12 protein-coding genes are annotated in these 12705 nt (G+C 71.2%); 5 read left to right on the forward strand and 7 right to left on the reverse strand.

What is annotated here, in order from left to right; genetic code table 11:
• Window positions 1-59: 59 nt before the first annotated feature.
• A complete protein-coding gene (locus O7546_RS23155; RefSeq protein ID WP_281600036.1) occupies window positions 60-1577 on the forward strand; it encodes an ABC transporter substrate-binding protein in 1518 nt (505 codons plus the stop codon).
• Window positions 1578-2261: 684 nt separating this feature from the next.
• On the opposite strand, the gene O7546_RS23160 is transcribed toward O7546_RS23155, so the two are convergent.
• The 4 genes from O7546_RS23160 to O7546_RS23175 all read right to left on the reverse strand — a co-directional run bounded on the left by O7546_RS23160 (window position 2262) and on the right by O7546_RS23175 (window position 5368).
• A complete protein-coding gene (locus O7546_RS23160; RefSeq protein ID WP_269697549.1) occupies window positions 2262-3728 on the reverse strand; it encodes a P1 family peptidase in 1467 nt (488 codons plus the stop codon).
• Window positions 3729-3918: 190 nt separating this feature from the next.
• Complete coding sequence (locus O7546_RS23165; RefSeq protein WP_269697550.1) at window positions 3919-4635, reverse strand: FCD domain-containing protein; 717 nt, start codon at window positions 4633-4635, stop codon at window positions 3919-3921.
• A 152-nt stretch (window positions 4636-4787) separates the two neighbouring features.
• Entirely contained in the window at window positions 4788-5045 is a 258-nt protein-coding gene (locus O7546_RS23170) for a hypothetical protein (protein ID WP_194800618.1), read from the reverse strand.
• The gene (locus O7546_RS23175) at window positions 5042-5368 is read right to left on the reverse strand and encodes a DivIVA domain-containing protein (RefSeq protein WP_194800730.1); all 327 of its coding nucleotides are present in this window, start codon (window positions 5366-5368) and stop codon (window positions 5042-5044) included. The genes O7546_RS23170 and O7546_RS23175 overlap by 4 nt, the downstream gene beginning before the upstream one ends.
• 263 nt (window positions 5369-5631) lie before the next feature.
• On the opposite strand from O7546_RS23175, the gene O7546_RS23180 reads away from it, so the two are divergent.
• Window positions 5632-6048, forward strand: coding sequence for a winged helix-turn-helix domain-containing protein (locus tag O7546_RS23180; RefSeq protein WP_030503874.1), 417 nt, complete (start codon window positions 5632-5634; stop codon window positions 6046-6048).
• A 15-nt stretch (window positions 6049-6063) separates the two neighbouring features.
• Here O7546_RS23180 and O7546_RS23185 read toward each other — a convergent pair whose 3' ends face one another.
• The 3 genes from O7546_RS23185 to O7546_RS23195 form a co-directional block, all read right to left on the reverse strand.
• Window positions 6064-6468 carry an Asp23/Gls24 family envelope stress response protein gene (locus tag O7546_RS23185; protein WP_281600037.1) on the reverse strand — a complete coding sequence of 135 codons (405 nt, stop codon included), beginning with the start codon at window positions 6466-6468 and terminating at the stop codon, window positions 6064-6066.
• Window positions 6469-6656: 188 nt separating this feature from the next.
• Complete coding sequence (gene meaB / locus O7546_RS23190; protein WP_228532036.1) at window positions 6657-7592, reverse strand: methylmalonyl Co-A mutase-associated GTPase MeaB; 936 nt, start codon at window positions 7590-7592, stop codon at window positions 6657-6659.
• Between the two features lie 78 nt (window positions 7593-7670).
• Window positions 7671-8864 (reverse strand): acetyl-CoA C-acetyltransferase, encoded by a 1194-nt coding sequence (locus O7546_RS23195; RefSeq protein WP_194800615.1) that lies wholly within the window; start codon window positions 8862-8864, stop codon window positions 7671-7673.
• A gap of 62 nt (window positions 8865-8926) precedes the next feature.
• Here O7546_RS23195 and mce point away from each other — a divergent pair, with 62 nt between their 5' ends.
• The 3 genes from mce (at window position 8927) to O7546_RS23210 (ending at window position 12542) form a co-directional block, all read left to right on the forward strand.
• Window positions 8927-9391, forward strand: a complete 465-nt coding sequence (mce, locus tag O7546_RS23200; RefSeq protein WP_194800614.1) for a methylmalonyl-CoA epimerase — start codon at window positions 8927-8929, stop codon at window positions 9389-9391.
• 281 nt (window positions 9392-9672) lie between these two features.
• Window positions 9673-11028: a crotonyl-CoA carboxylase/reductase gene (gene ccrA / locus O7546_RS23205; RefSeq protein ID WP_281601180.1), complete on the forward strand. Its 1356-nt coding sequence runs from the start codon at window positions 9673-9675 to the stop codon at window positions 11026-11028.
• Window positions 11029-11291: 263 nt separating this feature from the next.
• Window positions 11292-12542, forward strand: a complete 1251-nt coding sequence (locus O7546_RS23210) for a DivIVA domain-containing protein (protein WP_194800613.1) — start codon at window positions 11292-11294, stop codon at window positions 12540-12542.
• The last annotated feature ends 163 nt before the right edge of the window (window positions 12543-12705 follow it).

The raw sequence follows: 12705 nt of genomic DNA on the forward strand, positions 1-12705 counted from the left end.
TAGTGTCCCGCCTCACAGGCTACGAGCGCCCTTGGCGTTCTTCGCGATGGGACACACGAATGAATCGGCTGAAGATAACGCTGCCCGCCGTGCTGCTCGCCACGGCGCTGGCTCTGACCGCGTGCAGTAGCGACGGCGACTCGGAGACCACCACCGGCGGTGGTTCCGGCAACGGAACGGTCACCCTCGGCGCCTACCTCGAGCCGGTGAGCCTCGACCTGACCGCCGAGGCCGGCGCCGCGATCCCGCAGGTCCTGCTCTACAACGTGTACGAGGGCCTGGTGCGCCAGAACGCCGGTACCGGCGAGGTGGAGCCGCTGCTGGCCAGCGAGTGGAAGGTGTCCGAAGACGGCACCAAGTACTCGTTCAAGCTGCGCGACGGCGTGACCTTCCACGATGGCCAGAAGCTCACCGCGCAGGACGTGGTGTGGAGCTTCAAGCGGGTCACCGCCGAAGGCTCGACGAACCCGTTCAAGTCGCAGATGACAGTCGTGAAGACCGTCGAGGCGCCGGATGCCTCCACCGTGGACGTGACGCTGTCCCGGCCCAGCCAGAGCTGGCTGTTCGACGTCGCCGGCCGGGTCGGCGTGGTGCTCAAGGAGAACGCCACCGACCTGGGCACGAAGCCGAACGGCACCGGCCCGTTCAAGTTCGACAAGTGGAACCGCGGCGACAGCATCACGCTGGTGCGCAACGACGGCTACTGGGGTGAGAAGGCCAAGGTCGGCACCGCCGTCTTCCGGTACATCACCGACGCCAACGCGCTGAACAACGCGATGCTCTCCGGCCAGCTCGACATCGTGGCGAACATCCAGGCGCCGCAGCTCCTCGAGGTGTTCAAGGGCAACAAGCAGTTCGAGGTGGTCGAGGGCAAGACGACCGGTGAGGTCGTCCTGGCGATGAACAACGCCAAGGGCCCGCTGGCCGACGCCCGGGTGCGCCAGGCCATCCGCCACGCGATCGACCACGACGCGCTCATCAAGACCGTCTGGTCCGGCTACGGCACGAAGATCGGCAGCATGGTGCCGCCGAGCGACCCGTGGTACGAGGACCGCACCGGCGACTTCCCGCACGACCCCGCCAAGGCCAAGCAGCTGCTCGCCGACGCCGGTCACGCAAACGGGCTCACCCTGACCATGGACGTCCCGCCGCCCGGCTACGCCCGCGCCTCCGCGCAGTTCGTCGCCTCGCAGCTCGCCGAGGTCGGCATCAAGGTGACCCAGAACAACGTCGAGATGCCGCAGTGGCTCGACAAGGTGCTCGGCAAGGCCAACTACGACCTGTCGATCATCGCCCACGTCGAGCCGCGTGACCTGGTTCGCTACGGCCAGCCGGAGTACTACTACCGCTACAAGAACCCGGCCGTCACGCAGCTCATGAACGAGGCCGACACGGCCCTGGACGCGGCGACCCGGGACAAGAAGTTCGCCGAGGCCGCGAAGGTCATCTCGCAGGAGGCGGCCAGCGACTGGCTGTTCCTGCTGCCGAACCTCGCGGTGATCCGCGACGGCGTCGAGGGCTACCCGAAGGACGCGGTGACCCAGTCCTTCGACGTCACCAAGGTCTCCAAGAAGTAACTCGGTTCCACGCGCAGAAGGACCTGGTGGGCTCCGCCCACCAGGTCCTTCTGTCATCCCCCCGCTCCCCGTCCCCGCTCCCCCCTCCCCGCGATCTTGCACTTGCGGCCCCTGGCGCGGGGGATTTGACCCCGTTCGCCGCGGCACAAAGTGCAAGATCGCGGGGGGCGGGGGGCCGAGGACGCCCGAGGAGCCGCGGTCGGTGCGGAGTGGACTGACGCGGTCGAGGTGCTGCCCGCGTGTAGCCCTGCGCGTCCGGGACCGCGGGGCGTCGACACAACGCACTGCCGAGCGAGGACTATGCCGCGGTGGACGTGTTCCGCCCGGCCGACGACCACGTCTGGCCCTACGGTGCGGCCTCTGCGTTGGAGCGCGATGCACCGGGCTGCCGAGGAACGGCGCAATCCCGCTCGCACTCCACACGCCAGGAGCTGACGTGCTGCGAAGTGGGTCGGCGTAGAACGCCCCGCGCCCCGTCGATCTTGGACTTGTGGCGCCTGGGATGCCCCGTATGCGAGCTGTGCGAGGTGCCACAACTCCAAGATCGGCGGGCTAGACCGAGCGCGGACGCGCCACCGGGCGGCGGGGCGGGAACGACGTGAGGCGGGCCCAGTCCGGGTGGACGGAGCCCGCCTCGATCGTCACGCGCCTACGGTGCCGGCGCGAGGTGAGACAGCGTGCGTGTCAGCTGAGCCGGGTGGAGGGCGTCCGGCGGCGTCCCCGCAGGTGCATCCCCAGCAGGCCGACACCGAGGATGGCGGCGGCCAGCAGGCCCGTGGTCACACCCGTGGAGAGCGTGGGGCCACCGGTGTTACCGGAGGCGAGAACCATGCCGTTCTGCGACTCCTGAGCGGCGTCGTTCGTGGTGTTGCCCGCCGGAGCGGCCTTGGGCTTGGGCTTGTCCTTGCCGTTGTCGGCACCGGCCGGCGCGGGGACCGGGGTCTGGGCCAGCGCCTGGGTCGCCTGGGCGAAGGTCTGCGGGGTCACGTCCGGGGCGTTGCCCTGCGTACGCCACTGCTTGAGCTGCTTCATGCCCTTGCAGGCCGAGGGGTAGCGGTCGCAGTAGCTGGTGGTGTTGCCGATGCTCTCGGACGAGAGGACAGCCTTGGCGATGGCCCGGGCGAGCGTGCTGGCGCCGGCGTTGAAGATGGCGTTGAGCTGGCGGCTGTCGGCCGGGTCGTTGATCTGGAGCGCCTCGCCCTTGCCGGTGGACACCGCGAACACGGTGTCACCGTCGCCGAGCGTGTGGATCGGGCTGATCGCGCGGGCCATGCCGTCGTGCGCGTTGCCGGACATGCGCTGCGCGGCGGCCTTCTCCAGCGGGGCGTTCGTGGCGACCACGGCGATCGTGGTGTTCGCCGGCTGCTCGGCGGCGGCGGCCGGCGGGGTCGGCGGGTTGCACTCCTTCTTCTTGGGAGCCTTGTACCCGGCGAACTCGTCGCCGATGCCGTACTTGACGCCGTACAGGGTGCAGTCGGCCGGGTCGACCGGGGAACCGGCCGGGTTCACGATCACCATCGCGCCGACGTAGATGCCGTCGCCGAGGTGGACGCTCGCGGTGCCGACGCCGCCGCGCATGCCGCCGCCCCGGGCGCCGGTGCCACCGCCGACACCGCCCTGGCGAACGGGACCGTCCGAGGTGGCCTGTGCCGCGAGGTAGCCCCACTCGGCGGAGGTGCGGGCCTTCGGGTCGCCGCCGCGGCCGAGGTCGAAGATGTCAGCGGCCGGCACGATCGGGGCCACACCGCCGGCGCCGACGCGTACGCCCTCGCCGCGGTCCTCCAGCCAGCGGATGATGCCGTTGGTGGCAGACAGCCCGTACATGCTGCTGCCGCCGAGCTGGATCGCGTTGACGCCCGGGTTCGAGTTCAGCGGGCTGAGCAGGTCGGTCTCCTTGGTGGCGGGGGCGCCACCACGCTGGTCCACACTCGCCACGGACATCTGCGGCATGTAGACGACCGAGGTGCCGGTCAGGTACGGAGCGGTGTCGGACTGGACCTGGCCGACCTGGATGCCGGGGACGTCGGTGATGGCGTTGTGGGCGCCCGGGGCACCGGCGGCGGGGTTGGCCGACGCGGGCGACCCGACGAGCACGAGTCCCGGACAGACCAGGGCTGCCGCGGCGAACGCGGCGAATCTGGACGACTTCATGCAGCTTCTCCCATGTGAAGCGGTGCGACCTCCGCCCCGATCGGGGCGGTCGATGCATTGGGCAACTGGTGGTCCCCCGTGGTACACGACGAGATGTGGGGGAGGCTACTGGTCAGACCAGTTGAAGGGAAGAGCCTGCTCAGCTGATGGCCGACTCGAATAATCCGAGGTCAGGCCACATCAGGCGGATTCAGAGCAATACGTCCACCATCGAGCGGCGCGCCTCCGGCACGTACTCGGCGTAGTAGTGGTGCAGCTCCTGACGGGTCAGCCGGGCCACCTCGTCGGCCTCGCCCGCCCGCATCGCGTCGATGACGCGCCGGTGGTGCGCGAGCGTGCGCTCCATCAGGGCCTCCGGGTCCGGAGCCTGGGCGAGCTTGGTCGAGATCAGGTCCAGCACCATGCTCCGGACCGCGTCGAGGCAGAGCACGAGCAGCTCGTTCCCGGACAGCCGGGCGACGTACTCGTGGAAGCGGAGGTCCGCCGCGCTGAACGCCTCGTATCCCTCGGCGACCGCGTCGCGCATGCCCGTCAGCGCCTGCTCCAGCTCGTCCAACTCGGACGGTGACGCCAGCCGGGCGGCGACCGACCCGGCCGCCGATTCGATGATCATGCGGAACTGGAGCAGCTCCGCCACGCCGAGCCGCCGACTGTCCACGACCCGGGCGAACAGCTTGCGCATCGCCGAGGCGGTCGACGCGATCACCTGCGGCCCGAGCGGGTCACCGGGGCGGGAACGGATCAGGCCGCTGCTCTCCAGCACGCGCAGCGCCTCACGCACAGTGGACCGGCTGACGTCGAACTGGGTCGTCAGTTCGCGCTCGCTCGGCAGGCGGTCCCCCGGCCGCAGATCCCCGGCGGCGATCCGCTCCTCGACCTGCCGGACGATCCCCTCGTACGCCCTCACGGTGCGCACTGGAGCGAACGAGACACCCTTCGGCATGGCGAACCTCCCGACGCACGGCGGCCTCGCGCCGCTGGGAACAACGGTACGGTGCATCGACCCGCGCGGTGGTCAGCCCCCGCCCGCCACGACGAGTGCGCAGGCCGCGCGGCGGGTCACCGGAGCAGCCGGCGGGCGCACGGGCCGTCGTGGTCGGCCCGCAGCAGGCAGCGCCGGCCGTCGCCCATCCGAAGATCGCAGAAGACCCGATGGCGTACGCCCTGCTCGTCCTCGGCCGAGACGGTGGTCTCGCCCGGGTCGGCCTGGGCGAGCACGCCCGACCAGCGGGCGACGACCCGGGCCAGGCGTACGGCGCCGGCCAGGTCACCGGCGACGACCGGCAGGTGGATGACGAACCGCTCGCGGGAACTCATCGACGGTACGCTCCCGCGTTCATCCGCCTCTGCGCCTGCTCGGACTGCCAGCACCGCAGCGCGTCCCGGACCCGCGCGGTCTCCTCCCGGCTGACGCCGAGCGCCCGGTAGACGTCGGCCAGGTCGAGCGCCACCCGGTCGAGGAACTCGTGCACCTCGGCCGGGTCGAGCCCGCGCCGGCCCAGCCGGGTCGTCCGGAACCGCCGTTCCCGCACCTGCCAGGGGCGCAACGGCGTGTAGTTGGCCGCCCGGTAGCAGCCCGGCTGGGTGGTGCCGCGACCGGCTCGCGCGCGCCGACCGGGCCACCGGAGGTTCCACCGCACGAACGCCTGCCTCTCGTGGTCGAAGGGACTGGAAGGGCGGGACCACCCGCCCGCCGCGCGCGGGCGGACCCGCCCGCCCCGCCACCGCAGCGTCACTTCGCGGTACGGCACCGGGGCAGTCGAGATTGAGCACTCGAAGGAGTCATGTCCGCCGGTTACCGCACGAACACGCTCCGACCATAGCAAGAATCCAACATGGCTACAATCCATCATCGCCATAAAGCCTTGATGGATCAGATCTACCGGGGCACAAGGCTTACGTCATGACCATCGATCCGCGCTCGCACACGCCGGTCTACGTCCAGCTCGCCGACCTGATCCGAGAGCAGATCGAATCGGGCGCGCTGCCGCCCGGGGCGAGCGTCGGCAGCGAGTCGCGGCTCAGCCAGGAGCACCAGATCGGCCGCGACGCGGTCCGGATGGCGATTTCGCTGCTGCGATCGGAAGGGCTCGTCACCACCAGCCGTCCGCTCGGCACGCGGGTCCGGGAGACGCCGCAGCGCAGGCAGGTGGAGCTGGCCGCGGGCGCGAGAGTCGTCGCGCGGATGCCTACCGGCGCCGAGCGCCGGAACATGCTGCTGGACGAGGGCGTACCGGTGCTCGAGATCCACGGCCCGGAGGGCGACGTGGAGTTGCTGCCGGGCGACGAGGTGGAGCTGACCCGCCCGGCACACGACTGAGCCGGGCGGCGCGCGTCAGGCGGTGGGCGTACCCATCGCCACGTCGTCGACCTTGATGTTGATCTCGGCGGCCCGCAGCCCGTACGCCTCGATCGCGGACGCCACCGCGGCCCGGACCTCACCCGTCACCTGCGGCACCGGGTACCCGGCGTCGATCACGAGGACGAGGTTGACCACTGCCGACCCGTCGGTGACGTGCGCCGAGCAGCCGCGCCGCGCGTCCCCGACCTGCTCCAGCCCGACCCGGTCCAGCACGGCGTTGAAGAAGCGGGCGATGTCGCCGCCCAGCTCGGCAACCCCGGGCACCGACTTCGCGGCGGCCACCGCGATCTTCTCGACCACCTCGTCCGAGACCGAAGTGCTCCCGCCCGCCACGGCCTCAGGCATCGCCGGCAGCTCCTGAGTAGCGTCGTGCTCCACGCGCCCACCCTCCTTCGTCCGAGGGAGCGTACATCGACCGTCGATCATGGAGTTACGGCCCCGGCACAAGCCGCGAAGCAGGCGCAACCGGGGCCGCAACTGCAAGATCGCGGGGTTTGTGGGAGCGCCTCCCGTCACGCGAGATCGGCGTTCCGTCAGGTGGCAGCGGTGGACGGGGCGGGGGCGGGTCAGGAGCCTAGCTGGGAGAGCAGCTCGTCCGCCGCCGCGTACGGATCGATCGCGCCCTCGGCCACCTTCGCGGCGAGCGTCGGAAGCTGCGTACCGTCGCGCAGTGAGCCGATCCGGGCGCGCAGCACGCCCAGCGCGATCGCCTCGATCTCGGCGGCGGCCCGCGCCTCCCGGCGGCGGCGCAGCTCGCCGTGGCGCTCCAGCCAGTCGCGGTGCTTGTCGATCGCGGCGGCGATGTCGTCGATGCCCTCGGCACGGGCGGCGATCGAGCGCACCACCTGCGGACGCCACTCCCCCGGCCCGCGCTCGCCCAGCGCGATCATGCCCTGGATGTCGCGGACTGTGGCGTCCGCGCCGTCCCGGTCGGCCTTGTTGACCACGAAGACGTCGGCGATCTCCAGGATGCCTGCCTTCACGGCCTGGATCGCGTCACCCATGCCCGGCGCGAGCAGCACGAGCGTGGTGTCGGCCAGCGAGGCCACCTCCACCTCGGCCTGCCCGACGCCGACGGTCTCGACCAGCACCACGTCGCAGCCGGCACCCTCCAGCACCCGCACCGCCTGCGGCGTCGCCGCCGAGAGCCCGCCCAGGTGGCCCCGGCTGGACATCGAGCGGATGTAGACGCCCGGGTCGGTCGCGTGGTCCTGCATCCGGACCCGGTCGCCGAGGATCGCGCCGCCGGTGAACGGGCTGGACGGGTCGATCGCCAGCACGCCGACCCGGTGCCCGCGCGCCCGCAGCGCCCGGACCAGCTCGTTCGTGGTGGTCGACTTGCCCACACCGGGCGAGCCGGTCAGGCCGACCACCTGGGCGTGCCCGGCGTACGGCGCGAGCGCCGCCGCCACCTGCGGCAGCACCTCGTCGCCGGACTCGACCAGGGTGATCAGGCGGGCCACCGCGCGGGGGTCACCCGCGCGGGCCCGCTCCACCAGCATGGGTACGTCCCGGCTGCGGCGCACCGGGCCGGTGGCCGCCGCCGGGGCGTTCTGTGCATCGTTCACAGGTATCAGCAATCAGCTCTCGGCGCCGTTCGGCACGTGGATGATCAGCGCGTCGCCCTGCCCGCCACCGCCGCAGAGCGCCGCCGCGCCGGTGCCGCCGCCGCGCCGCTTCAGCTCCATCGCGAGCGTGAGGACGAGGCGGGCGCCGGACATGCCGATCGGGTGGCCGAGCGCGATCGCGCCGCCGTTGACGTTGACCTTGTCGGGGCTGATGCCGAGGTCACGGGTGGACTGGATGCCCACCGCCGCGAACGCCTCGTTGATCTCGATGAGGTCGAGGTCCTCGATGCTCAGGCCGCCCTTCTTCAGGGCGTGGTTGATCGCGTTGGACGGCTGCGAGTGCAGGGAGTTGTCCGGGCCGGCCACGTTGCCGTGCGCGCCGATCTCGGCCAGCCAGGTCAGGCCCAGCTCCTTGGCCTTGGCCTTGCTCATCACGACCACGGCGGCCGCGCCGTCGGAGATCGGCGAGGAGCTGCCGGCGGTGATGGTGCCGTCCTTGGTGAAGGCGGGACGCAGCTTGCCGAGCGACTCGGCGGTGGTGTCCGGGCGGATGCCCTCGTCCTCGCTGATCACCAGCGGGTCGCCCTTGCGCTGCGGGATGACCACCGGGGTGATCTCGTCGCCGAAGTGGCCGTTCTTCTGCGCGGCGGCGGCGCGCTGGTGGCTGGCCGCGGAGAACGCGTCCTGCTCCTCGCGGGTGATGCCGTGCTTCGCGCCGTGCCGCTCGGTGGACTCGCCCATCGAGCAGCAGTCCCATGCGTCGGTGAGGCCGTCGAGGGCCATGTGGTCCTTGACCGTCACGTCGCCGTACTTGTAGCCGGAGCGCTGCCCGAGCAGCAGGTGCGGGGCGTTGGTCATGGACTCCATGCCGCCGGCCACCACGACGTCGAACTCACCGGCCCGGATGAGCTGGTCGGCGAGCGCGATCGCGTCCAGCCCGGAGAGGCAGACCTTGTTGATGGTCAGCGCCGGGGTGGACATCGGGATGCCGGCCTCGACGGCCGCCTGCCGGGCCGGGATCTGCCCGGCGCCGGCCTGGAGCACCTGGCCCATGATCACGTACTGGACCTGCTCGGGCGCGACGCCGGCGCGCTCCAGGGCCGCCTTGATCGCGATGCCACCGAGCTTGGTCGCGGGGAGGTCCTTGAGGTTGCCCAGCAGGCGCCCCATGGGGGTCCGCGCGCCGCTGACGATCACCGAAGCCATTGCCTGCCTCCGAGGGGGTGCCGACCTGTACGCCTTAACGATTGTTCGGTCAGACTAGCGTCATGGCTGAGAACTCCCCCGTCGAGCCCGCTGCCGAGTTTGTCACAGACATCGGCCTGCGCCGCATCGACCACGTCGGGATCGCCGTGGCCGACCTGGACGCCGCGATCGACTTCTACCAGCGCACGTTCGGGATGCGCTGCGTGCACACCGAGACCAACGACGAGCAGGGCGTACGCGAGGCGATGCTCGCGGTCGGGCCGGACGCCTCCGGCGGCATGGTGCAGCTGCTCGCGCCGCTCTCGCCGGACACCACGATCGGCAAGTTCCTGGACAAGCGCGGTCCGGGCATCCAGCAGGTCGCGTACACGGTGGCGGACATCGACGTGGCATGCGCGGCGCTGCGTGAGCGCGGCGTCCGGCTGCTCTACGACGCGCCCCGACGCGGCACGTCGGACTCCCGGGTCAACTTCGTGCACCCCAAGGACGCCGGCGGCGTGCTGATCGAGCTGGTCCAGCCCGCCTGACGCGCGTGGAGGGGGCCGGTCGCGGCCCCCTCCCGGCATGTGAGAAGGCGCGCGGCAGTGCGCACTTGCACGTTCCCACGGACACCTCCACGCATCGGTGGATGCAGTTTTTCACAGAGGGGTTCCCGCTTTAGCTACCGTTCAGTAACGTCCGCCCGAACAGCAGCGGCGACCGGTTGCCGAATGTGTCGATTGCCGACATGGCGGTCCCGTCGCACCGGCGCCGACGATGGCAGCACCCCTGCCCGCGTCGTGCGGGTGTGGACAAACGGGAGGTCACCGTGCAGGACATCCTCGAAGCGATCATGGCGGCGGAGGGTTCGTCGCAGCCGGAGCGGGAGCTCGCCGGCCTCGCCGGCCTGCCCGTGCCGGAGAGCTACCGGGGCGTGGTGGTGCGTGCCGAGGACACCCGCATGTTCGAGGGCATGGCCACCCGCGACAAGGACCCGCGCAAGGCGCTGCACGTGCAGGAGGTGCCCATCCCCGAACTGGGCCCGGGTGAGGCGCTCGTCGCGGTGATGGCCAGCGCGATCAACTACAACACGGTGTGGACGAGCATCTTCGAGCCGCTGCCCACCTTCAAGTTCCTCCAGCGCTACGGCCGGCTCTCCGAGCTGACCCGCCGCCACGACCTGCCGTACCACGTGGTCGGCTCGGACGCCGCGGGCGTGGTGCTGCGCACCGGGCCCGGCGTGACCAAGTGGAAGGCCGGCGACGAGGTGGTCGCGCACTGCCTGTCGGTCGAGCTGGAGGACTCCGCCGGCCACGACGACACGATGCTCGACCCGCAGCAGCGGATCTGGGGCTTCGAGACCAACTTCGGCGGCCTGGCCGAGCTGGCGATCGTCAAGGCCAACCAGCTGATGCCGAAGCCGCGCCACCTGAGCTGGGAGGAGGCGGCCAGCCCGGGGCTGGTCAACTCCACCGCGTACCGGCAGCTCGTCTCGCACCACGGCGCGAACATGAAGCAGGGCGACGTGGTGCTGATCTGGGGTGCCTCCGGCGGCCTCGGCGGCTACGCCACCCAGATGGCGCTCAACGGCGGCGCGATCCCGGTCTGCGTGGTCTCCTCGCCGGAGAAGGCCGAGCTGTGCCGCAAGATGGGCGCCGAGCTGGTCATCGACCGGACCGCCGAGGGGTTCAAGTTCTGGTCCGACGAGCAGACCCAGGACCAGGACGAGTGGCGGCGCTTCGGTGAGCGCATCCGCGAGCTGACCGGCGGCGAGGACCCGGACATCGTCTTCGAGCACCCGGGCCGGGAGACCTTCGGCGCCAGCGTCTACGTCGCCAAGAAGGGCGGCACGATCGTCACCTGCGCCTCCACCAGCGGCTTCAACCACCAGTACGACAACCGCTACCTGTGGATGCACCTCAAGCGCATCGTCGGCAGCCACTTCGCCAACTACCACGAGGCGTGGCAGGCCAACCGGCTGGTCTCGCTGGGCAAGGTGCACCCGACCGTGTCGAAGACGTACGCGCTGGAGCAGACCGGCCAGGCCGCGTACGAGGTGCACCGCAACGCGCACCAGGGCAAGGTCGGCGTGCGGTGCCTCGCCCCCGCCGACGGGCTCGGCGTCCGGGACACCGAGATGCGCTCGCGCCACGAAAGCGCCATCAACCGGTTCCGCGGTCACTGACCGTACGGTCGCACCGGATTGCCTTTCCGGCGGAGCCGGGCACCATTCGACCGGCGTACGCACAAAGGGCCGCGGGTACCCGCCCGCGGCCCTTTTCGCGCCGCCTTCCCCGCAGAAGCCCGACCCGCCCCACCCGCCCGGGAGCTGCCAAGATCGCCAATTGGTCCGGTCTCACCGGCCGACCGAGTTGACCATGTAAACAGGACGCGAAAGGTGCCGACCGCTCTTGCGAACCACCCTGGGGCGTCTGCCAGTATGTCCCAATGCCCCAGCAGCAGTCCTCCCCTCTTGCGTTCTTCGATAACGCGAACTCACAGCCCGATTTCACCGTTGGCCTGCGTGGTTACAACACCAACCAGGTCGACGACTTCATCGGCCGCCTCAGCGCCGCCCTGAGCCAGTCCGAACAGGCCCGCGCCGAGGCCGAGCAGCGGATGAACGACGCCCAGCGCCGGCTGCGGCAGGCCGAGCAGCGCCAGAGCGCGCTGGAGCAGAAGCTCACCGAGACCAACAAGCAGCTCGAGGAGAACAGCCGGCCGACGCTCTCCGGCCTGGGCACTCGCGTCGAGCAGATCCTGCGGCTGGCCGAGGAGCAGGCCAACGACCACCGCAACGAGGCCAAGCGCGAGTCGGAGGGCATCCTCTCCGCCGCCCGCCTCGAGGCGCGTGAGATCACCGACAAGGCCCGCGCCGAGGCCGCCGCCATGAAGGCGACCGCCGAGCGTGAGGCCGGCAGCGTCCGTACCGCCGCCGAGCGCGAGGCCGCCGAGGTCCGCGTGCAGGCCCGCCGCGAGGCCGACACGCTGCGCGCCGACGCCGACCGGGAGACCAAGCAGCTGCGTACGGTCACCGCGCACGAGGTGGCCGAGCTGAAGTCGACCGTGGAGCGCGAGGTCGCCACGCTGCGCGCCACCGCCGAGCGGGAGATCACCCAGCAGCGCGCCAAGGCCGCCCGGGAGGCCGAGGAGAAGCGGGCCGAGGCGACCAAGCTGCTCACCGACGCGCGCGACAAGCGCGACAAGGACCTGCAGGCCCTGGAGCTCCAGCTCGCCGAGCGGCGCGAGAAGGCCGAGCGCGAGGAGTCGGAGCGGCACGCCGCCCAGGTCGCGCAGACCCAGAAGCTGGTGAACGAGGCCGAGCAGCGCGCCCGCGCCGCGCAGGAGCGGGCCAAGGAGATCGAGCAGCGGGCCGAGGCCCGGCGGGTCGAGTCCGAGCGCACCGCCAACGAGACCGTCGACAAGGCCAAGGCGCTGGCCGACAAGACGCTCAACGAGGCGCGCGCCGAGGCGCAGCGGGTGCTCAACGAGGCCCGCACCGAGGCCGAGCTGACCACGCAGGCGGCCCGCCGCGAGGTCGAGGACCTGACCCGTCAGAAGGACGCGGTCACCTCGCAGCTCGGGCAGATGCTGTCCGGCCTGGCCGGCATCGTGCCGGGCGTGCCGGCCGGCGGCAAGACCGAGGCGCCGAAGGGCGACGCGGCCGCGCAGAAGGTGACGGCCGAGTCGGCCGGCTGACCGTTACACCCGCTGTCGGGGGCATGAGCCACGGCGCGGGGTGACGCCGGGTGACCGGTGTCGCCCCGCGCCGTCATGCTTGTGCGGCCCGTTTCGCCAGGAGGGTGAAGTAGCTCCCAGAAGGGGCGTCCGTATCGCCCCAGCAGAGCCGGATGCGTGTGAG

The sequence above is a fragment of the Micromonospora sp. WMMA1976 genome (assembly GCF_027497335.1).
GTDB lineage: Bacteria > Actinomycetota > Actinomycetes > Mycobacteriales > Micromonosporaceae > Micromonospora > Micromonospora aurantiaca.